Genomic DNA, 20,534 nt, shown 5'->3' on the forward strand with positions numbered 1-20,534 from the left:
GCCTCGGGCATCGTCACCATGCCGGTTGAACGTCGACTTGCCGTACGGACCGACGAGCAGACCCTCTATCGGGGCCCGACCGCTGCAGGATCGTGGCGAAGACGGTGGCGTTCACCTCGGCGCGGATGCTGGTGGCCAGGTCCTCCAGCATCGTGTACCCGAGCAGTTCCAGCCGGAGCCGGAGTAACTCCTCGATCGCCACGTTGATCAGATCCGCCGGGTTGTTCTTGGCCTGGGCCGCCTTCCGGACCGCCGTCGCGGCGATCGCCCGGGCCTGGCCCGCGTCGTACTTCACACCCTGACGCTGGCCACCAGCTTGCGATGCGCCTTCGCGCTCGGGGAGGACCCGTGGTCCGGCCAGATGTTCTCGGCCAACTCCAGGCAGCGCCGGTCGTGGTCGATCACCACGTCGGGGATCTCGTCCGGGGACGGGAAGCGCGCCATCTTCTGAAAGCACTTCAACGCCGGCACCAGCGCGAAGCACGACTCGGAGCTGCCGGTGCGCTGTTCGGCCCAGGCCACCTCCTCCGACGACGGCGTGAAGAACACGTACAGCACTCGCGCTGACATCCACGAGGCCTTCCTCAGCCTCGGTTGTGCTCTGATCCGCTGGCGCCGCCCCAGCTCATTGCGTTAAGAGTGCTAAGTGTCCTCTTCCTGTTTGAGAGGTGATCTCGTTGTCCGGTTCACCGGCTGAAGCCGGCCCGCGCGCCACTTTCTCCGATTCCAGCGGCAACGGCAGCGGCCCCGCGAAGACCGCAGACTTGCATCGGTCTCCCGAACGGCTGTGTCCCTCTCCTCGAATTCTTTGGTAGGTCAGATGGGTTTCTCTTGGCCAACGTTGGTCTGGCGCCGCCTGGCCAACATCGACCGATGGGTACAGAAGGTCAGCAAAGGACGCTGGGCGCTGATCGGACGGGTCGACAACTCCCTTGTTCTGACGACGGTCGGACGCCGTAGCGGCAGAGCCCGTTCCAGCCCGCTGGTCTACGTCCGGGACCAAGATGCGCTGATCATCGTCGGCACCAATTTCGGGCAGCGGAACCATCCGTCCTGGTCAGCCAACCTGATGGCTCACCCCACGGCAACGGTACTGATGAAGGGCCGGTCTTTCACGGTCGACGCCGAGCCCGTCATAGACGAGCAAGCGCGCTCTCACGCCTGGGGTCTCATGACGCGCCATTGGTCGGGTTATGAGGCCTACGCCGAAAGATCAGGCCGGGAAATCCGCATCTTCCGCCTCATACCCCGGAAAGAATGACGAAACGGCCTCCCGCGCCGCGTCGAAGCCACGAATGGCTTGAGACCAAGGCGCTTTCGGAGTGCTACAGCGACATCATGTTCCAGACACCGCCTGGTCGACGCCACACCTCAACGACGAAGGCCACATCGCACCGTAGCGTACGGTATGGCCTCCCCGAGGGGGTGCTCTGTGGCAAGGGCGTCATCACCGACAACGACCCGATTGTGCGGCCGGGCCGTACCAGTGTTGCAGTGCCTGGTGGAGCCCGTCGGCGTGGTCGTGACCGGCGGCGCGCAGCCAGGCGGTGTGCCCGTCCGGCCGCAGGAGGACGGCCGCGAGTTCGGGATGGTCGGGGCAGGTCGCGGTGACGATGTCCACTCGGTCTGCCCATCCTGCGGCCGAATCGCGGATGGTGCCCGCTCCGGTCAGGTCGAGCAGCGCGCCGCGTCCCGAGGTGAGCAACTCGGCCAGGCGTGTACGGCCGTCGCCTGTGGTCAGGGCGAGGTCGGGCGCCAGGCGGCCCAGCCAGGGATGGCCGGAGTCGGGGCGCATCTCGTAGCGGGTGTCCAGCCCGGTGATGGTCTCGGTGAGAGCGCGGTTGCCCGCAGGGTGGCGGGCGAGGCGGGTGAGGAGGTCGGTGATCGGGGCGAGCCGGTCGTCGGCGTCGCCGAGCAGCACCTGGGCTCGCGTGTTGGCCAGCACGTGCGCACCGGCGGTGTGGCGTTCGGCGTGGTAGCTGGCGAGCAGGTGCGTCGGGGCGGTGCCGCGCACGGTGGCGGCGAGTTTCCAGCCGAGGTTGAACGCGTCGTCCAGGGCGACGTTGACGCCGATCGCCCCGGCCGGCGGGTGGATGTGTGCGGCGTCTCCGGCCAGGATGACCCTGCCTCGGACGTACTCGGACGCCTGCCGGGCCGCGTTGCCGAACCGAGTCAGCCAGCGTGCGGCGCGTAGCCCGACATGGCGGCCGAGCGCGTCGTCCACGGCGGTTTGGAGAAGATCCAGGGTGACCGGGGTGTCTTTGTCCGCAGGTGGTTGCCGGTCGGAGGTGATGATCCTGACGTAGCCGGGGCGGGGGATGACGAACACGGATCCGTCAGGGCCGGTGCTCGCGCCGAACGGCAATGCCTCGGGGTCGGCGAGCTCGACGTCGCCGAGCAGGAAGAAGCGGGTCGCGGCGGTACCGGGGAAGTCGATGCCGGCCTGTTTGCGGACGGTGCTGCGGCCGCCGTCGCAGCCGACCAGGTACGCGGCCCGGACGCGGTACTCGCGGTCGCCGGTGGTGACGGTGGCGGTGACGGATTCGGAATCCTGTTCCAGCACGCGCAGTTCGTGTCCGCGCCGGATGTCGGCTCCCAGGTCGAGGGCGTGCGCCTCTAGTATCTCCTCGACCCGGGTCTGCGGGATGCCCAGCGAGTACGGGTGGTCGGTGTGCGTGCCGGGGAGGGCGAGCGTCACCGGCAGGCCGGAGAACGCGGCGTGCGGCACTTGCCAGCCCTCGCTGATGAGCCTCTCGGCGAGGCCGCGCCGCGCCAGCAGGTCCAGGGCGCGGGCGTTGAGGTTGAAGCCCCGGCAGAAGTCCGGCCGTTGCGCGTGGCGTTCGACGACGACCGTGTCGACGCCGGCGAGCCGGAGTTCGCTCGCGAGTAACAGTCCGGCCGGGCCGGCTCCGACGATCAGCACCTCGGTCATCGGGTGGTTCCTTCCGGGGACGTGGGGGCGGACCAGGTCCATCCCTGTTCGGTTTGTTCGACCTTGGGCCAGAACAGGCTGCCGTCGCGGATCTCGGCGATGGTCCGCCGCGTCCAGGCCAGTTCGGCCTCCCAGGCGTGCAGTGCGCACTCGGTTTCGATCATGAACAAGCGGGGGACCTTGCCGGAGCCGACCGTGTCGGCCAGCACCGTGTTCGTCTCCTCGATCCGTTGGGCCAGATGCCCCGCCCGTTCGGCCAGTGCCTCCGCCGCCCTGTCCGGACCGAGAGCGCCGAGGTAGGACACCGCGGCCATGAACTTCGGGTATTCCGCGACGGGCATACGCAGAAGCTCGTCGATCCAGCGCACGAATTCGCTTTGGCCCAGCTCGGTTGTCGCGTACACGGTTCGCTCCGGCCGCCTGCCATCGCGCGCCGTCTCCACCGGCTCGATCCAGTCATGCCGGACCAACGCCTCGACCGTGTCGTACAGGGACCCGGAGTTGACCTTGAAGCTGCTGTCCTTGTGCCGCTCCCGCAGGGTGGCCGCCATCTCGTACGGGTGCATTGGCTGTTCCTGGAGCAGGCCCAGCACGGCCAGCGCCAGGGTGTTGGAGATCTTCCGCTTCGTCATCTTCATCACCGATCTCTAATAGTAGGAACCGACTATACGGTATCGACTATCGGAGGCAAGCCCTGCGGATTCGCGCGCAGGGCGACGGCGAACACGGATCGGGGGTCAGAGAGGTGTGGAACGGAATCCGGCGTTAACGGGTTCCCGTTCGTTGGCGAACTGCGGTTTCCCCGCCTCCGAACGTGCGCTGGCCCAGCCGACCGCACCCGGGCGCCAGGCCCTGCGAACCCACGAGGCGGCCCCGCTGCCTCCCATGTGTGCGACGCCACCAGTCGAGGGGCTCCCCGCCGCGCTCCAGGAGCGCGCCCGGCAACCGCTGGGCTTCCGTGATCAGATCGGGCGGGCGCCTGGCGAACTCGAACTGCCGATCAGTGCGGGCGTGGAACGTCGAGAATGCACGACCTGCCGTACGCGGGCGGCTCCCCGCGATCGACGGTTGTCGGCTATCGCCCGGTGTGCCGGAGGATCGCGGCGGAGATCCGGGGAATCACCGGCGGCGGGAACCCGTGCCCCATTCCCTCGATGGGCAGGAACTCGCTGCCGGGAATCGCCGCCGCCAGGGCCTGGCCGTGAGCGAAGGGCGCCATGGGATCGTCCGAGCCGTGAATCACCAGAGTCGGAGCGGTGATCGAGCCGACAAGCCCGGAACGGTCGCGGGAGGCGAAGGCCGCGAGGATGTGGTTCTTCGAGGCGTGGCCCGCATCGGTGGCGTTCTCGATCTCCCGCTCGATGATCACGCGCGTGGCCGCCTCGTCGAACGGCGTCAACTGTCCGGCGAGAATGCGTGCCAGTTTGAGGTGTGACTCGACGTGCTTCTCCCGGGTGCTGGGCGGATTGGCGATCTGTTCGGCGTCCCAGGCGGCCAGCCGTGGATCGCGTACCGTGCCCCGGAAGGTGTTGGTCGCGGGGTCGAGGGGCTCGGCGCTCGACATGATGACGGTCAGGCTGCGCAGCCGGTCAGCGTGTTCGAGCGCGATCTCCTGGGCGATCATGCCGCCCATCGACGCGCCGACCACATCCGCCGTGGCGATGCCCAAGCCGTCGAGCAGGCCGACGGCGTCCTGGGCGAGGTCGACCATGGTGTACGGGTTGGCCTCGTAATCCACGCGGCCGGACAGCCCGGTGTCCCGGTTGTCATAGCGGATGACGTACCGGCCTCCCTCCTGGAGAAGGCGGCAGAGCTCGTCGGGCCAGGTGGCACCTCGGGCGCCGAGCCCCATCACGAGCAGCAGTGCGGGGTCGGCCGAGTCGCCGAACGTCTCGCACCACAGACGGATTCCGTTGGCCTCGACGATGCGTTCCATCATGTTCTGCCCCTCGTTCTGGCTCGCACCAGTGGCGACGACCGGCGCTACGACATCCCGTACGAGGACGAGCGCTCACGGACCGTGCGCCGAGTCCGCTCCCACAGCACCCTCCCAAAGCAAAAAGTATATACACGTTAACTTTTTGCTTGATCCAGAGCCGTCACAGTCCAACCGGCGCATGCAGGACGGCGAGCATCTGGGCTCGCAGGTGCACGCCCAGCGCCCGGATGTCGTCGCTCAGCCGGGCGGCGAGCACCGCCGTCACCATCCCCATGACGGAGGTGACGGCGATCCGCGCCGCGAGGTCCGACAGCTCCGGCCGTACCTCGATCAGCAGCCCGACCCACTCCTCACGTATCTGCCGCATCTGGCGGTTGAGCCGCCGCCGATCCTGCTCCGGCAGCCACAGCAGCTCGGCCTGCATGATCAGAGTCAGGCTCCGGTTCTCGACGGCCGACCGAGAGAACCAGTCCACCAGGGCGATCAGCGCCTCCTGCGGATCCCGGTCCCGGTCGGCCAGCGCGGCTTGCGTCCCCTCCTGAAGGCGTTCCAGCGACAACTCGATCAGGGCGAGAAGGATGGCCTGCTTGCCGGGGAAATGCCGGTAGACCGCGGGTCCGGAGATGCCCACCGCGGCCCCGATGTCGTCGATCCCGGTGTCGGCGTAACCACGCTCCACGAAGAGCCGGGCCGCCTGCAACAGGATGACCCGCTTGCGCACCCCATGTTTGCGCCCCTGCGAGATGAGGGACTCCAGCTCGTCGGACTCGGCCACGTACGTACCTCTCTGAAAGAAACGGGAACCACGGTTAACATATTGGATAAGGGCTAACCAGGCACACCGCTTCTCGTCCGCGACCGCAGCGAGGTGAGCGCCCACCACGTCCACTCAGTTGGTCAGTGGGTACGGCGACGGGGCGCGAGGACCTCGGTGGCCGTGACGATGGCCTCAGGCCCGGGTTTGACGTAGCGGATTGCGGTGCGGGGGTTCTTGCGCCGGGTCTTGCCCATGATGAGCTGCAGCGGCACTTCAGTCTCGCCGAGGTGGGTGGCGGCGCTGTGGCGCAGCTGGTGCAGATCGAACCCGGCGTACTCGCCCAGCAGGACACGGGCGCGGTCGTAGCCGAGGCGGGCGCGCCCGGTGTACGGGCAGATGTCGGCCGGGCGGCGGGCGGGCGACGCTCGGACAGGAACACCGGTCGTTTCGTGCGGGTCCTGCCATCCGGAAGCCGGAGTAGCCGGGGCGGCAGGTGGGCGGTGCGCGCTGTTCCAGTACACCCACTCGATCGCGCCACCGGCTGCCCTGGCAGGCCCTGGACACCTCACCGGCCACGCCGTTCCGCCCTCACTCACGCTGCCGAGGACAGCGCCAGCACCTCCACCCTCCTGGCCCACTTCGGGCGTACCTCGGTCGCCTGTCCCCCAAGGCCCTGGCCCGCCGGCGGAACAACCGAGACTCGGCGGCACGGCGCCGGTAACGCGTACAGCGCATCAGATCAGGTTCGTATCCGCCCGATTTTCCGCGAGTACTACGGATCCCCTGGGCACCAGGGCCCGGGCAGCCGGGCGGGCGCCGGTACGGCCTGCGAGACCCCTGCTCACGATGGGGTCGCCGTGAAGTCCAGGTCACCTGCTTGGTCCCGGCCGTTGTGTCCTGCTGCGGATTCCGGGGCCTCGGGTCCGGGCCGGGTGTGTGCGGTGCGGAGCAGGAGGGCGATGAGGACGGCCGCGCCCGTCATCAGAACGACGCAGACCACCGAGGCGATTCGCATCTCCTGGGCGAAAGCGTCGAATGCCACGCTGCGCAGCATTTCGGCGGTGCCCTCCGGAAGGGTCGCGGCTGTGTCGACGGCACCGCCGAGGGTGCTCCGCGCGGCCTCCAGTTCCTTGGGCGTGAGGGTGTCAGGAGCCTTGGCCGCCAGTTCCGAACGGTAGACGGCGGTGCCGACGCTGCCCAGGATCGCGATGCCCAGCGCCCCGCCGAACTCGGTCGAGGTCTCGGCCGTGGCAGAGGCCGCTCCGGCCCGCTCCGGTGGTGCGGCGGACAGGATCACCTCGGTGACCACGGCGGAGACTCCGCCGATGCCGATCGCGATGATTGTCAGGCCGCTGACGAGGTAGACGATTCCCGAACCGGCTTGGATCAGGGTCAGCATGGCGTAGCCGGCGGCTGCCACGAGCAGCCCGGCGGCGATCACGTTGGGTTTACCGATACGGGGCGCGATCGCGGTGGCCAGTGCGATGCCCAGCGGCATCACGAGGAAGGTGGGCAGGGACCACAGAGCCGACTCGAACGGTCCCATGCCCAGAACGAGCTGCATGAACTGCCAGTTGAACAGGGAGAAGCCGACCAGCCCGAATGTCGCCAGCGCGCCGATGAGCAAGGGCACGTTGAACCGGCGTGTGCGGAACAGCGCAAGGTCGATCATGGGGTTCGCGGTCACGCGCTGACGGTGGACGAAGGCCGCCCCTACGGCGAGTCCAGCGGCGCAGTACAACAGGGGAACCCACTCAAGACCGCGCTCCGCCAGCAGTTTGACGCCGTAGATGACGCCGAGTACGGCCAGAAGGGACAGGGCGGCGCCGAGCAGGTCGAAACGGCCCGGCCTGGGGTCGCGATATTCGGGGAGCAGCAGCGGGCCGAGGACCAGGAGCAGGGCCATCACCGGCACGTTGATCAGGAAGACCGACCCCCACCAGAAGTGCTCCAGCAGCAGTCCGCCGATGATCGGGCCGAGTACGGCGCCGCCCGCGAAGCCCGCCGTCCAGACACCGACCGCGGCAGCCCGCTGTTTGGCGTCGTGGAACATGTTGCGGATCAGGGAAAGCGTGGACGGCGCCAGCGTGGATCCGGCGATGCCCAGGAGCGCGCGGGCCGCGATGAGCGACCCGGAGCCGGTCGAGTAGGCCGCCAGAACGGAGGCGGCACCGAAGGCCGCGGCGCCCGCCAGCAGCACCCGCCGCCGTCCGATCCGGTCACCGAGCGTACCCATCGTGATGAGCAGGCCGGCGAGGAGGAAGCCGTAAGCATCCATGATCCACAACAGTTCGGAGCTGCTCGGCTTGAGGTCGGCCGTCAGGGACGGGAGCGCGACAAACATGACGGACATATCCATGGACGCCAGTACGCAGGGCAATACCAGGACCGCGAGCCCGACCCACTCCCTGGCTCCGGCTGTTCTGTCTACTTCAGTCATTTCCTCGGTTCCTGAGTCGCGTTGGCCAGGTCGGGGCAAATCGCCCCGGTGGGTACTTTGTACGCACTGGAGCGTACACGATACGCATGAACGTTGAATTCGTACACATCTTTTTGAGCTGCTGGTTTTCCTGCACCGCGCGCTGTAGTCCTCGATGGTCTAGGATTTCGACACAACCCGGAGTGTGTGACGAAAAGGAGTGTGGTGATGTCGGTGCAACCGGCATGCGCGTCATGCGGAAAGTCGCTGGAACCCGCCGATCGGGGCCGGCCGAGGCTCTACTGCTCCCGCGCGTGCCAGGCGAAGGCGTACCGGGCTCGCAGAGTGGAGGCACCGGCCGGCACCCCGGACGACAACGACGGCGCGCCGCATCTCACCGTTGAACGCATCGTGCGAGCCGGGATCGTCATCGCGGACGCGGAGGGACTCGACGTGCTGTCGATGCGCCGGGTCGCCATGGACCTCGGCACCGGCACCATGTCCTTGTACCGGCACGTGGCGTCCAAGGACGACCTGGTGGCCCTGATGGTGGAGGCCGCGATGGCCGATGTGCCCCTGCCCGACTCGGCGCCGCGGGACTGGCGTCACGGCCTCGAACGCGCCGCATACCGTGACTGGGACCTGTACCACCGCCACCCGTGGATCCTGCCGAGAGTCATGGTGACAACCCGCGCGTACTTCAGCCCGGCTCTCGCGGCGGACAGTGAAAGCGCTTTCTCCGCGTTCGACGGACTCGACCTCGAACCCGCCGAGGCTTTCCGGTACATGTTCATGTTCGCCTCGTACGTGCAGGGCGTGGCGCTGACCTACGTCAGCGACATGGAGGCGGAACGGCAGGCGCGAATCGCCCCAGCTCAGGGGGCGAAGGCCTCGAATGAGGCACAGAATCCGCTTTTCGCACCCGGGGCATATCCCCGGCTCGCCCGCGCGATGCGCGCAGGCGCCACTCCCTGGGACCTCGACGCCCTGTTCGCCTCAGGACTTGCCGGCATCCTGGACGGCATCGCGGCCGATCTGGCCAGACGGGGCATCGATTCGAGGTCTGGCGACCATCGGAACGAGAAGTCACGCTAAACAGCCCAGTGGACTCGGCTCAGAGGTCGCGCGGACAGGTGATCCTGACGCGCCGGGGGGTGACAGGCGCTGCTGCTAGGCTGATCAGCATGTCAGGCGCATCGTGCTCGGCCGCTTGTGCGGCAGTGACCAGGACGTCCCGCTAGCGGCGGGACGTTCGACTCTCAGCACCACCCATCCTGGAACGTCCAGTCGCTTCGTGATCAGTCCGGAGCGGCCGTTTGTGCTGCTCGGAAACTCTTCAGAGCGACGGAGCACTCGATGCTTTCAGGCACTACTTCTTCCCGCGGGCAAAGCCCGTCTCCCGCACGCGCATGGCTCGTACTGTGCGCGATGGCCCTGCTGCAGTTCTTCATCGCGGTCGACGTGACCGTGGTCAACATCGCGCTGCCCTCAATCGGCGCGGATCTCGGCGCCGACGGCCAGTCGCTGACCTGGATAGTGGTCGGCTACACCATCACCGGCGGCGGGCTGCTCATGCTCGGCGGTCGCCTCAGCGACCTGCTAGGCCGCCGCCGCACGCTGCTGGTCGGCACGACCCTGTTCGGTGCGGCATCGCTGCTGGCGGGGCTGGCCCCCTCGTTCGCGGTCCTGGTGGCCGCGCGCCTCTTCCAGGGGGCCGGCGAGGCTATCGCACTGCCGGCGGCGATGGCCACCATCGTGCTGATGTTCCCCGAGGGCCCACGCCGGTCGCGGGCCCTGAGCGTGTGGGCCGCAGTCGCCAGCTGCGGGCTGGTGCTGGGATTCGCCCTCTCCGGAATCATCACCGCCCATCTGGGTTGGCGCTGGGTCTTCCTGATTTCGGTGCCGTTCGTCCTGGTCGTGATCACGGCCGCGCTCGTGCTCGTCAAGGCCGACCGTCCCGCTTCACGTAAACGGGCCCGGCTGGACCTGCCGGGCGCGCTCCTGCTGACTGTGTGCCCGCTGTCGTTCACCTACGCCGCGGTCGAAGCAGGAGAATCCGGAACGAGCCCGTGGGTGAGCCTGGCAGCGCTGGCAGGTGCGGTGCTGGCCGCCGCCGGGTTCGTGCGGGTCGAGTCGCGGTCCTCGAACCCGCTGGTGCCGCCGGCCTTCTTCGCCAACCGTGCCCGGGTGAGGGCGAACCTGACAACGATGCTGCTCAGCGGGGCGTTGTCGACCTCATTCCTGCTGTTCACGTTCTACCTGCAGAACCGTCTCGGAATCGGTCCGCTGGGAGCCGGCCTCACGATGCTCCCGCTGGCTGTTGCGCTGATCGCTGCCTCGGTTCTCGTGCCGAGGCAGCTGGGCCGTTGGGGAGCACGCGCGTGCGTGCTGGCAGGTCTCGGAGCCGCTGCGGGCGCGATGACGGTGATCGCGCTTGTGGCAGCCCTGGGTGCCGGGGCGACGTGGCTGCTTCCGGCGATGCTGCTGATCGCCGCCGGGATGGGCTTCGGGCTGGTGGGGCTGCAGTACATCGCGGTCAGCGGAACGACCGACGAGGACGCCGGGATCGCCTCCGGCGTCCAGCGAGCAGCCGACCAGCTCGGCGGGGCAAGCGGCGTAGCAGTCTACGTGGGCATCGGGTTCGCCCCCGCCGTGCACGCCGCAGACCCGTTCCTGATCGCAGCGGTCCTCGCCATTGCCGGGCTGGGCGTCGGTGCCGTGGTCGTTAGCCGTTCCTCGGCCATCACGGAGGTGCGGCCGCAGATCGAGTAGGAGACCGCGCCGCCACGCTCTGCCGTCAGGCAGCGGCGTGGCGGCGCGGCCATGTGTTCGGCTCGGGAACAGTGGCTCGATCCGCGCCCGCTGCGCGTCAGTCAAGGGCATGCCCAGATCAACGATTAAGCGATCGGAAAGAAGCTCAGCTCAGGGCGGCGATGTGGGCTGCGAGCCGGTCATCGGGGGATCAGGCTGCGGCGTCCGCCGTACCATCCCCATCGCCTCTGGGCGTGTCCTGATCGTCGGTGCCGAACAGCGTCAGTTGCTCGCCGTCCGGTTCGGTGCCGGTGAGTTTCAGACAGAGGTGCTTTCCATCAGGTCGTCGGTCACTGATCAATGTCTTTCGGATACCCCGGTGGGGGCAAGCGCTTATGGCTCGAAGATCTGGTCGGCGACGGCGGCCTGCTCGGCCGCGCCGGCGCGGAAGTAGCGGGCGCCGGTCTCGACGGAGGAGTGCCGGCGTCTACCACCAACGTCTGTGCCCAGCCTCCTCGCAGGTCAACGCCCGACGCCCTCCCAACCCGCTGCCGCCGAAGTCCGGTCCGATCCTTCTTCTGTGTTTTCCGGTGGCACCCCTATGTGAGAACCAGTGTTCCGTATGGTGTACGGTACGACGTACGTTACAAGGAGGAGCAGCATGTACCAGCCGAGTGCCGAAGAACTGAAGAGCGTCGAGGAATGGTTCGCCGACTACGATGCGCTGGCCGAGCGGGGCTCCATCGAGCAACTGGCTGACCTGGCGGTCTTCCCGATGAACGTGGCCACCGACACGCCGGGCGGCTACGCGAGCGTCCGCCAGTGGACGCGAGCCGAGTATGTCGAGGCGATGAAGGAGTCCATGGGCGGCGGCACCGCCGGGCTTGACCTGCGTTCGACGCGCACCCCGCGCTTTCTCACCCCGAACCTGGTGGTCGTGGAGACCGAGGCGACGATGACAATCGAAGGCCAGGAGCATCGCATGCACTACGTCGACCTGCTGGTGCGGGCGGAGAACGGGTGGGCGTTCCAGACCATGGTCCAGGGCGGCTGGGGTCACGGCTGGCCGTCCGCCAAGCGCGGCTGACCGAGCCGTTCCCGGTCAGGGCACGTCTGGATGCTGAGCCGGCCTCCCGGAAGGGGAACGGTGCCGCCCGCGGTGGGTCGCGGACGGCACCGTTCTGGGTGCGGGGTGAAGCGTTCCTTCGCGGTCCGGATACGACAGGTCCGGATACGACAGGAGGTGCGCTCTCGACGGTCGGCCGCCGGGCGGGGTGATGTGAACGACCTTGTCGTCCTGCCGCACCCGGCTGCCCGTGGTGAAATCGAAGGTGAAGAACCCACCCCCTCCAGGGATGACCCCTGAAGGAGCCCAGGGAATTGCCGACGCGCCCTTGAAGGCCGGCTTCTGGATTCGCCGCCGTCAGGCCGCCTTGTCCGTGGCATCGGAGGCGGGGGCCAGCCGTACACGGCCGGGCCGGATCCTCTCCTCGGGGAAGACCCACTTCCGGAACGCCCAGAAGCGGAAGACCATGGCGATCAGCGTGCCGACGACCTGCGCGCTCACGAAGTCGGCGATCTCCTGGGCCACCAGGCTCACATCCGGCGTCTCCATGCCGAACACGTACCGCGAGACCCACAGCGGTGCGGAGTTGAGCACCAGGCCGATCCCGCTGACCAGGAAGAACAGCGCCGCCTCGTGACGGCGCTCGCGACCGCCCCTGGCCCGGAACGACCATTCGCGGTTCAGCACGTAGGACACGATCGTCGCCACGAGCACTGCGATGATCTTCGCGGTCACGGGCTTCGGTTCCAGAACGGTCAGCTTCAGCCCATAGAACATCGCGTTGTCCACGAGGAACGCCGTCCCACCGACCGCTGTGAACTTCAGTAGTTCGCGGTGCTTCAGCGCAAGCGCGTGCAGCGGTTCCGGCAACCTTGCGAGTACCGCTTTTGCTATTCGGAGCACCCCCGATCTTCTCACCAGTCAGACGTTCCATGACAAGTTTGACGAACACGATTTGCCCGGCTGGAACCATACCCGACGGCGAAGCCGCGTGATCATGAGCTTTGACACGGCGCCGTGGTGCCTGGTGAGGCCCGTCCCTCTAGGGTGGGCGCATGGCCGAACGGCGTCCCTTGATCGCGCGCAGGCTGCGACCGGGACACTGGGTCGCCGTCGACGTGTTCGCGGCCTTCGCCCTGGCCGCCGGGTTCTCAGCGTCGGCGGTGCTGGTGCCGGAGTCCGCCCGAGTGCCGACGTACGCGGCCGTGCCGGTGATCGCGCTGGCCTGCCTGCCACTGGCGGTCCGGCGCCGATGGCCGGTGACGGTCTGCGTCCTGGTCCTGGTGGCGGCGGTGTTCGCGCCGTTCACCGGGTGGGAGGAGCCGTTCGTGCCCTTGGCGGTCGCGCTGCACGCGGTGGCGCTGCTGGAGGCGCGCCGGACGGCGGTGGCCGCGCCGCCGGCTCCGCGATCGGCTCGCTCTCATGGGCAGAGGCCGCGTCGGCGTGCGGATTCGCCTGGCTGACGCTCGGCCTGGCGTGGACGATCGGGCTTGCCGTACGGGAGCAGCGCGCGTACGCCGCGCAGGCCGTCGCACGGTCGGCGCAGGCCGCGGCCACGGCGGAACGGCTGCGCATGGCTCGTGACGTGCACGACGTCGTCGCCCACAGCATGGGGCTGATCTCCCTGCGGGCCGGCATCGCCAACCACATCGCCGCCACGCACCCAGAAGAGGCGAGCGAGGCCCTGTCGATCATCGAGGAGACCGGTCGGAAGGCGCTGGCGGACCTGCGCAGGCTCCTCGGTCTGCTCCGTGACGACTCAGCAGACCGGGACGGCCCGCCGTACACGTTGGACTCGTTGCACGAGCTGGTCGCGGCGATCCCGGCCGGTGACGTACGGGTGGAACTCGACGTCGAGCCCGGCCTCGCGCTCGGCGACGAGGAGGCCCTCGTCGTCTATCGCCTCGTGCAGGAGTCGCTGACCAACGTGCTCAAACACGCCGGACCGGCCCGATGCCGGGTGGCCGTCGGCACCCGGACGGAGCATGAGCTGGTGGTCGAGGTCGTCGACGACGGCCGCGGGGGCGCGCCGCGGGAGGGGGGCCACGGGCTGGCCGGGTTGGAGGAGCGGGTGACCCTGTACGGCGGAACGTTCTCTGCGGGGCCGGAGCCCGGAGGCGGCTTCGCCGTCCGCGCAAGGCTGCTGTCGCCGGGCGGTTCCGGGAAGGACGAGAGATGAGCACGTTCACAGTGCTGGTCGCCGAGGACCAGGCGTTGCTGCGCGCGGGGCTGCGCAGGCTGATCGACACCGCCCCCGACCTGGAGACCGTCGGCGAGGCCGGGACCGGAGAGCAGGCCGTGGAGCTGGCCCGCGGCCTCCGGCCCGATCTGGTGCTCATGGACGTCCGCATGCCCGGCCTCGACGGGATCAAGGCCACCGAGCTGATCCGGACCGGCCCGGTGACCGCCGCCACGCGGGTGGTGATGCTGACCACGTTCGATCTCGACGAGTACGTCTACGGGGCGTTGCGGGCCGGAGCCAGCGGATTCCTGCTGAAGGACACCCGGCCGGGCGACCTGCTGGAGGCGCTGCGCATCGTGGGGGAAGGACAGGCGTTGCTGGCCCCGTCGGTCACCACGCGACTGATCGGGGAGTTCGCCCGGCGCGGGTTCACCGGGATTCCGGCCCGGCTCGCGGCGGGGCTGACCCAGCTGTCCGCCCGGGAGCGGGAGGTGCTCCTGCTGGTGGCTCAGGGACTGACCAACCCGCAGATCGCCGAGCGGCTCGGCATCGGGCAGGCGACGGTCAAGACCCATATCCGCAGCCTGCTGGCCAAGCTCGCCGCGCACGACCGGGCGCAGCTCGTCATCGCCGCCTACGAGGGCGGCCTGGTCACGGCCGGCGGGCAGGCGCCGTCAGCGGCGGTAGGAGACCTCGGGGAAGGCGGCTGACGGGCCCCGCAGCAACGCCTGCGGACGGCCGCGCAGGTTCTGCTCGAAGAAGGCCAGCGGGTAGGCGCGCTGGAAGGCCAGCGCCCGCTCGGCCGGGATCGTGCCGACGACCTCCTCAAGCTGCTCCTTGCCCAGCCCCAGTGGCTTGGCCGACATGGGGATGAGCAGGACGTCGTCGCCGAAGGAGTTGTGGGCCGCACCCTTGAGAGTCACGTTGAGCCGCCAGCCCCGCAGCCCGTCCCAGAAGGCGTGCAGTGTCGGATTGGTCGCCATGCCGCCCTTCCCGTTGGTGTCGACCACCATGTACGGCCGGTCGAGACCGGACTGCGCGACCTTGCCGAGGATGGCGCCGTCCAGGCCGAGCCCGGCCTTGATCCGGGGGTCGGCGTACATGGCGGAGGAGGTGGCCGCGCCACCGAGCGAGTGCCCGAACATTCCGATGCGCGCGAGGTCGAAGAGCGGCTTCCCGTCACGACCGGGCAGTTTCTCCTCCAGGGAGGGCAGGCTGTCCAGGACGAACCGCACGTCGGCCACCCGGATGTCGACCGCCTTGGCGAAGTCGGTCACCTCGTCACCCGTCTCAACCCGGCCGCCGGGGAACTCCACCACCGCCGCGTCATAGGGGTGATCGACGGTGACCACCGCGTATCCCCGGCTGGCCAGTTCCTCGACGACGCCGGTCCCGTACGCGCGTGAGGCGTTGGCGCCCGGTGAGTACAGGACGACCGGCAGTTCGCCCAGGCTCGTGTCGGCGGGCGCACCCTCGTGGCCGTCGGTTCTGTCCGTCAGCAACGAGCCCGGCTCCAGGTCGTTCGTCTTCAGGTACTGCTCCGCCGCCGCCTTCGGCATCCAGGGGGCGATCGGGTGGGCCTGCGTGTTCCGGGCCGGGTACCACAGGCTGACCATCAGCTCCCGCTTCCTGCCGGAGCCCTTCCAGGGATCCGAACGGGACTGATCGACCAGGTGGACCGAGACGGTCCCCACCGGATGCGGGCCCGTCGGCTTCGGGATCGTCAGGCGTTGCGGTGGGGTGGAGCCGCATCCGGCCAGTGTGAGGGCCATGGCGGTGATGATGAGTGCACGTTTCACCCTGTTCACGGTGTCAGTCGTGTACGGCTGCCGCCTCTGGCGTGAGGAGGACCTCCGGCTCAACCCAGGAAGGTAGCGCTCGACGGAGATCGTTTTCAGGGATGACGCTCGCGACCGGAACCGGCCGTCAGCGGCGGACCTGCGGATTCAGGGCGCGGGTCACCGTCCTTGAGGCTCGATGCCTACTCCCTTTGGAGTAACGCGTACGGCGAACGGTGCAAGATCAGGTGACGATCGACGGACGACGCGCTCCCGCCACTGCCCGGCCTAACGTTTCCCCTTGAAACAACGACACGAAAGCTGGAGGAATCACCATGAACAAGCGAGTGATGACGGCGATCGCCGGGCTGAGCCTGACGGCCGGTCTGCTGGGATCGGCCTGGGCACCGGCCGGCGCCCAGACCGGCACGGCCGGTGAGGCCACCGCTGCGACGGCCGCGCCGAAGCCGCCGAAGGGAGCCAGGGCCGTGGTTCAGGTCAGCCCCAACCCCACCACCGAGCGGGGCCAGGAGGTGACGATCACCGGCCACTGCGGCGGCGGCAAGGGGCTCAAGGCAGTGATCGCCGGGATCGACTTGAAGAACCCGGTGCTGCAGAACATCCGCATCGTGAAGGACGACCCGAAGGGATTCGTGGCGAAGGCGACCCTTTCCCCCAAGATCGGTAACGGTGTCGGCCCTGTCTTCGTCGACTGCGGCGGTGAGGCGGGCGTGACCCTCCTGGTCACCCACGTCTGATCGGATCCGGGGCCTCCGCATGGCCGAGTCGTTCGCACGGCGCGAACCCACTCCTGTCCGGCACTTCGCCCGGATCATCGACATCACGCTCGCCGTCCTCACCCTGGTCTTCTTCGTCGCCGTGGCCCTCGCCACCGGGGTGCACAGCCCCTGGCAGGGCCAGATCCCCCTCGGTCTGTTTCTCGGAGCGCTCCTGCTGGTCAGACGCCGCTGGCCGATGACCGTGCTGCTGTTGTCGATCGGCGGTGTCTTCGTCTACCACCTCACCGGACACTGGTCTCCCCCCGGTTGGATCTGGCCGGTCGCGGTCGCCTACTTCACCGTGGCCACCACACCACGTGTGCGCTGGGTGCCCGTCATCGGCCTGGCCCAACTGGTCTACTCCGCTGTCGACGCCCGCTGGGTCCTGGACAGGAACCCGACCCACTACCTGACCCACGTCGTGGGGGAAGGACTGCTCCTGGCGATCCTCATCGCCGCCGGCCTCACCTACGCCGCCACGACGCGCTGGCGTGAGCGGTTGCGCGAATCCGACAACCGCGCTCGCGCCGCCGAGGAACGGCTGCACGTCTCGCACGAGGTACACGACATCATCGCGCACACCCTGGCCGTCGTCGGGGTGCAGCTCAACGTCGCCGCCGACACCCTCCAGGAGGACCCGGCCGAGGCCGCCGCCGCGCTACGCCTGGCGAAGGACGTCAGGAACCGGGCGATGAGCGACCTCCGCTCGCTCATCGCGACCCTGCGTGACAGCCCGGCCGACATCGCGCCCCAGGCGGACCTGGCCTCCCTGGACGCTCTCATCGCGGACATCCGCGCCGCCGGGCTTGAGGTGATCCTCGATGAGCGCGGCGACCGCGCGGCCGTCTCCGCCACTCCCGCCATCGCCGTCTACCGCGTCGTTCAGGAGTCCCTGGCCAACACGCTCAAGCACGGGGAGGCGAGCAAGGCCGAGGTGACGATCGGCTACCGGCCGCACTCGATCACCGTCGAGATCATCGACGACGGCCGCGGCGTCCCGGGCGGCGCCGATGTCGCCGAGGGCCACGGCCTGGCCGGCATGCGCGAACGGGTGAGCGCGCTCGGGGGCGAGTTCACCGCGGGCCCCGTCCCCGGTGGCGGCTTCGCCGTACGGGCCGACATCCCTGTGGCAGGCTCGATGGCATGACGATCAAGGTCCTCCTCGCCGACGACCAGGCGCTCGTACGGGCCGGCTTCCGCAGCCTGCTGGCCCGCTCCCGGGACATCACCGTCGTCGGCGAGGCCCAGGACGGCGACGAAGCCGTACGGCTGACCGTGAGCACCCGCCCTGACGTGGTTCTCATGGACATCCGCATGCCGGGCACCGACGGGATCACCGCCACGCGCCGCATCGTCACCGACCCGGCCATCCTGGGCTGCCGCGTCATCATCCTCACCACGTTCGACACCGACGAACACGTCTTCGCCGCCCTGCGCGCCGGAGCCAGCGGCTTCCTCACCAAGGAGGTCGAGCCCGCGGAACTCCGCCGGGCGGTCGCCGCAGTCGCCGGTGGGGACGCGCTCCTGTCGCCGGGCGTCACCCGCCGTGTCGTCGAGCGGTTCGCCCATCGGCAGGACTTCACGCCTGACGCGGGGCGGCGAATGGCCGCCCTCACCTCCCGGGAACTGGAGACGGTCAAGCTCGTGGCGCTCGGACTCTCCAACAACGAGATCGCCGAGCGCCTCGTCATCAGCCCGTTCACCGCCAAGACCCACATCACCAGGGCCATCGCCAAGCTGAACGTGCGCGACAGGGTCCAGCTGGTCATCCTGGCCTACGAGAGCGGCCTCGTACGGCCCGGCGCGTGACGACGACTCCGAGGAGGTGGTGAGGCCGGACGGACCGGGTGGCCGGGAGTGTGCCTTCTGCGATCGCCGAGCCGCTGGAGCTCGGCCATGATGACCGGCAGGCGTGCCAGCCCGCCCCGCAGCGGTCCAGCATGTGCTCAAACGGGCAGCGTGACCGTGACGGTGAGGCCGCCGCCGGGTCGCGGCACGGCGGTCGCGGTGCCCCGGTGTGCGGTGGCGATCGAGCGGACGATGGACAGACCGAGGCCGCTGCCTGCGGTATGGCGCAGGCGTTGCCCGTCGCCTCGATGGAACGCGGCGAACAGCTCTTCGGTCTTGTCTGTGGTGATCTCAAGACCGGTGTTGGTGATGATGACCTCGGCATGGCCGCCGATCCGGCGGGTGACCACCTCGACCCAGCCGCCGGGTGTGTTGTAGCGGACGGCGTTGTCGAGAAGGTTGCGCGTCAGGTGGTTCAGCAGGACCGGGTCGCCGTCGAGCGGGGCGGGGCCCAGCCGCGGGACGAGGCGTACGTCGTGGGAACGGGCGAGGTCGGCGAGTGTGTCGGCGGCCTCCTGGGCGGAGCGGGCGAGGTCGGCGGGCTGGGTCTCGTCCAGGCCCCGGTCGGAGCGGGCGAGCAGCAGCAGGCTCTCGATGAGGTGCTCGCTGCGCTCGGCGGCGTCCAGGACACGGCGCATGGCGGGCAGCAGGTGGGGCGGCACCTGCCCAGTGGTGAGGGGGACCTCGACGGCCGCCCGCTGGATGGCCAGCGGCGTACGCAGCTCGTGTGAGGCGTTGGCCGCGAAACGCCGTTGGCTGTCGAAGGCCGCCTGCAGCCGGGCGAGCATCGCGTCGAACGTGTCGCCGAGGTCCTTGAGCTCGTCGTGCGGGCCGGACAGGGCCAGCCGTCGGCCGAGATCGTGCTCCGACAGGTGGCGCGCGGTTTCGGTGACGCGGTGCAGCCGGGCCAGGGCCCGTCCGGCGATCAGCCGTCCGGCGAGCGCGGCCAGCGCGACGACGATCAGCAGGGCGACGGCGGACCGCAGCACCAGGTCGGACAGCACGGCGTCGCGATACTCGCCAAGCAGCCGGAAGGGGCTCACCTGGACGATCTGGCCCACGACCGTGGGCGCGGCGTCTTCGGCGGGCGCCGGACCGGCGTCGGTCAGGCCGGATGCGGTGGTCCGCACGATCGGGATGGCCTCGGCCAGGGACAGGCCGTGCACGTCGAGGCTGCCCGCCACGACCACATAGTTGAAGGCGAGCAGCAGGAGCCCGCCGACGGTGAAGACAACGGCGTAGAACGCGGTGAGCTGGCCCCGCACGGTCAGCCGGGGACGAGGCAGCTGGGGACGGGGCAGCCGCGCCAGGGCGAGCCGGAGGTGAGACAAGACGGGCATGATCAGATCCGGTATCCGTGGCCGGGAACGGTGTGCAGCACCGGCGGGTCGCCAAGCTTGCGGCGCAGCCCGTGGACGACCACCTTCAGCACCCCGCTGAACGGGTCGAGGTTGGCGTCCCACACCTTCTCCAGCAGGTGCACCGTGGAGACGGGCGCGCCGTCGGCGCGCAGCAGCTCCGCCAGCACGCCGAACTCCTTGGGGGTGAGATCCAGCGCTCGCCCGTCCCGGCTCGCCGAACGACGGCGCGGGTCCAGGACCAGGCCAGCCCGGGACAGCACCGGCGGGCTGGCGGGTCCGGAGCGGCGGGCCAGGGCGTGCACGCGGGCCACCAGCTCGGGATAGGCGAACGGCTTGGGCAAGTAGTCGTCGGCGCCGAGCGCGAGCCCGTCCACCCGGTCATCGACGGTCCCAGCGGCGGTGAGCATGAGGATCCGGGCGTTCGTCTCGGGCGCGGTGGCCAGGGCGCGGCAGATCTCGTCGCCGTGGACGAGCGGCAGGTCCCGGTCCAGAATGATCACGTCGTATCCGTGCACGGTCGCCATCTCCAGCCCGTTGTCTCCGTCGTAGGCGGTGTCGACGGCCATGCCCTCGGCACGCAGGCCCTCGGCGAGGATGTCGGCGAGTGCGGGCTCGTCCTCGACGATCAGAACGCGCATGTGGTGCTTCCCCCGGGAGACGACGGCGATGGACCGCTCCTTTGTCCCAGTCTGCCGGTTAGGTCGGAGTAAACGAGCCGCTGA

At 69.1% G+C, this 20,534-nt stretch carries 22 protein-coding genes; 10 read left to right on the plus strand and 12 right to left on the minus strand.

The window, feature by feature from the left end; all coding sequences use genetic code 11:
- Positions 1 to 13: 13 nt before the first annotated feature.
- Both ACIBVQ_RS35135 and ACIBVQ_RS35140 read right to left on the minus strand, forming a co-directional pair.
- Complete coding sequence (locus ACIBVQ_RS35135) at positions 14 to 295, minus strand: hypothetical protein (RefSeq protein ID WP_399182897.1); 282 nt, start codon at positions 293 to 295, stop codon at positions 14 to 16.
- Positions 292 to 570 carry a DUF4158 domain-containing protein gene (locus ACIBVQ_RS35140; RefSeq protein ID WP_399182899.1) on the minus strand — a complete coding sequence of 93 codons (279 nt, stop codon included), beginning with the start codon at positions 568 to 570 and terminating at the stop codon, positions 292 to 294. Before ACIBVQ_RS35140 ends, ACIBVQ_RS35135 begins: the two co-directional genes overlap by 4 nt.
- A gap of 250 nt (positions 571 to 820) precedes the next feature.
- Here ACIBVQ_RS35140 and ACIBVQ_RS35145 point away from each other — a divergent pair, with 250 nt between their 5' ends.
- Positions 821 to 1,261 carry a nitroreductase family deazaflavin-dependent oxidoreductase gene (locus ACIBVQ_RS35145; RefSeq protein WP_352012194.1) on the plus strand — a complete coding sequence of 147 codons (441 nt, stop codon included), beginning with the start codon at positions 821 to 823 and terminating at the stop codon, positions 1,259 to 1,261.
- A gap of 186 nt (positions 1,262 to 1,447) precedes the next feature.
- On the opposite strand, the gene ACIBVQ_RS35150 is transcribed toward ACIBVQ_RS35145, so the two are convergent.
- The 6 genes from ACIBVQ_RS35150 to ACIBVQ_RS35175 form a co-directional block, all read right to left on the minus strand.
- Entirely contained in the window at positions 1,448 to 2,932 is a 1,485-nt protein-coding gene (locus ACIBVQ_RS35150; protein WP_399182901.1) for an FAD-dependent monooxygenase, read from the minus strand.
- Positions 2,929 to 3,564, minus strand: coding sequence for a PadR family transcriptional regulator (locus tag ACIBVQ_RS35155; RefSeq protein ID WP_386196852.1), 636 nt, complete (start codon positions 3,562 to 3,564; stop codon positions 2,929 to 2,931). The genes ACIBVQ_RS35150 and ACIBVQ_RS35155 overlap by 4 nt, the downstream gene beginning before the upstream one ends.
- A gap of 443 nt (positions 3,565 to 4,007) precedes the next feature.
- Positions 4,008 to 4,871: an alpha/beta fold hydrolase gene (locus tag ACIBVQ_RS35160; protein ID WP_399182904.1), complete on the minus strand. Its 864-nt coding sequence runs from the start codon at positions 4,869 to 4,871 to the stop codon at positions 4,008 to 4,010.
- Between the two features lie 160 nt (positions 4,872 to 5,031).
- Positions 5,032 to 5,646 (minus strand): TetR/AcrR family transcriptional regulator, encoded by a 615-nt coding sequence (locus tag ACIBVQ_RS35165; protein ID WP_399182906.1) that lies wholly within the window; start codon positions 5,644 to 5,646, stop codon positions 5,032 to 5,034.
- 122 nt (positions 5,647 to 5,768) lie between these two features.
- The gene (locus tag ACIBVQ_RS35170) at positions 5,769 to 6,224 is read right to left on the minus strand and encodes a hypothetical protein (RefSeq protein WP_399182909.1); all 456 of its coding nucleotides are present in this window, start codon (positions 6,222 to 6,224) and stop codon (positions 5,769 to 5,771) included.
- A 245-nt stretch (positions 6,225 to 6,469) separates the two neighbouring features.
- Positions 6,470 to 7,972, minus strand: a complete 1,503-nt coding sequence (locus ACIBVQ_RS35175; RefSeq protein WP_399182911.1) for an MFS transporter — start codon at positions 7,970 to 7,972, stop codon at positions 6,470 to 6,472.
- A gap of 303 nt (positions 7,973 to 8,275) precedes the next feature.
- On the opposite strand from ACIBVQ_RS35175, the gene ACIBVQ_RS35180 reads away from it, so the two are divergent.
- The 3 genes from ACIBVQ_RS35180 (at position 8,276) to ACIBVQ_RS35190 (ending at position 11,885) form a co-directional block, all read left to right on the plus strand.
- Positions 8,276 to 9,142, plus strand: coding sequence for a TetR/AcrR family transcriptional regulator (locus ACIBVQ_RS35180; protein WP_399182913.1), 867 nt, complete (start codon positions 8,276 to 8,278; stop codon positions 9,140 to 9,142).
- Positions 9,143 to 9,475: 333 nt separating this feature from the next.
- Positions 9,476 to 10,819, plus strand: coding sequence for an MFS transporter (locus tag ACIBVQ_RS35185; protein WP_399182915.1), 1,344 nt, complete (start codon positions 9,476 to 9,478; stop codon positions 10,817 to 10,819).
- 640 nt (positions 10,820 to 11,459) lie between these two features.
- On the plus strand, positions 11,460 to 11,885 hold the full coding sequence (locus ACIBVQ_RS35190; RefSeq protein WP_362912911.1) for a nuclear transport factor 2 family protein: 426 nt from the start codon (positions 11,460 to 11,462) through the stop codon (positions 11,883 to 11,885).
- A 336-nt stretch (positions 11,886 to 12,221) separates the two neighbouring features.
- Here the strand turns inward: ACIBVQ_RS35190 and ACIBVQ_RS35195 are convergent, their stop codons facing one another.
- Entirely contained in the window at positions 12,222 to 12,734 is a 513-nt protein-coding gene (locus ACIBVQ_RS35195; protein WP_399182917.1) for a GtrA family protein, read from the minus strand.
- A gap of 185 nt (positions 12,735 to 12,919) precedes the next feature.
- On the opposite strand from ACIBVQ_RS35195, the gene ACIBVQ_RS35200 reads away from it, so the two are divergent.
- The 3 genes from ACIBVQ_RS35200 to ACIBVQ_RS35210 all read left to right on the plus strand — a co-directional run bounded on the left by ACIBVQ_RS35200 (position 12,920) and on the right by ACIBVQ_RS35210 (position 14,756).
- Positions 12,920 to 13,327, plus strand: a complete 408-nt coding sequence (locus ACIBVQ_RS35200; RefSeq protein ID WP_399182919.1) for a hypothetical protein — start codon at positions 12,920 to 12,922, stop codon at positions 13,325 to 13,327.
- A 110-nt stretch (positions 13,328 to 13,437) separates the two neighbouring features.
- Entirely contained in the window at positions 13,438 to 14,043 is a 606-nt protein-coding gene (locus tag ACIBVQ_RS35205) for a sensor histidine kinase (protein ID WP_399182921.1), read from the plus strand.
- Entirely contained in the window at positions 14,040 to 14,756 is a 717-nt protein-coding gene (locus ACIBVQ_RS35210) for a response regulator (protein ID WP_399182922.1), read from the plus strand. The genes ACIBVQ_RS35205 and ACIBVQ_RS35210 overlap by 4 nt, the downstream gene beginning before the upstream one ends.
- Here the strand turns inward: ACIBVQ_RS35210 and ACIBVQ_RS35215 are convergent.
- Positions 14,721 to 15,845: an alpha/beta hydrolase family protein gene (locus tag ACIBVQ_RS35215; protein ID WP_399182924.1), complete on the minus strand. Its 1,125-nt coding sequence runs from the start codon at positions 15,843 to 15,845 to the stop codon at positions 14,721 to 14,723. The genes ACIBVQ_RS35210 and ACIBVQ_RS35215 overlap by 36 nt on opposite strands.
- A 314-nt stretch (positions 15,846 to 16,159) precedes the next feature.
- Between ACIBVQ_RS35215 and ACIBVQ_RS35220 the strand changes: the two genes are divergently transcribed.
- From ACIBVQ_RS35220 to ACIBVQ_RS35230, 3 genes are read left to right on the plus strand one after another with little or no spacing between them, the layout of a single operon-like run.
- Positions 16,160 to 16,582 (plus strand): hypothetical protein, encoded by a 423-nt coding sequence (locus tag ACIBVQ_RS35220; RefSeq protein ID WP_399182926.1) that lies wholly within the window; start codon positions 16,160 to 16,162, stop codon positions 16,580 to 16,582.
- A gap of 19 nt (positions 16,583 to 16,601) precedes the next feature.
- Positions 16,602 to 17,750, plus strand: a complete 1,149-nt coding sequence (locus ACIBVQ_RS35225; RefSeq protein ID WP_399182928.1) for a sensor histidine kinase — start codon at positions 16,602 to 16,604, stop codon at positions 17,748 to 17,750.
- A complete protein-coding gene (locus tag ACIBVQ_RS35230; RefSeq protein ID WP_362912896.1) occupies positions 17,747 to 18,412 on the plus strand; it encodes a response regulator transcription factor in 666 nt (221 codons plus the stop codon). The genes ACIBVQ_RS35225 and ACIBVQ_RS35230 overlap by 4 nt, the downstream gene beginning before the upstream one ends.
- A 137-nt stretch (positions 18,413 to 18,549) precedes the next feature.
- On the opposite strand, the gene ACIBVQ_RS35235 is transcribed toward ACIBVQ_RS35230, so the two are convergent.
- Together ACIBVQ_RS35235 and ACIBVQ_RS35240 are read right to left on the minus strand one after the other, a co-directional pair.
- Entirely contained in the window at positions 18,550 to 19,782 is a 1,233-nt protein-coding gene (locus ACIBVQ_RS35235) for a sensor histidine kinase (RefSeq protein WP_399182930.1), read from the minus strand.
- An 11-nt stretch (positions 19,783 to 19,793) separates the two neighbouring features.
- On the minus strand, positions 19,794 to 20,450 hold the full coding sequence (locus ACIBVQ_RS35240; RefSeq protein ID WP_399182932.1) for a response regulator transcription factor: 657 nt from the start codon (positions 20,448 to 20,450) through the stop codon (positions 19,794 to 19,796).
- Positions 20,451 to 20,534: the final 84 nt, after the last annotated feature.

Source organism: Streptosporangium sp. NPDC049376 (assembly GCF_044466505.1).
Classification (GTDB): Bacteria; Actinomycetota; Actinomycetes; order Streptosporangiales; family Streptosporangiaceae; genus Streptosporangium.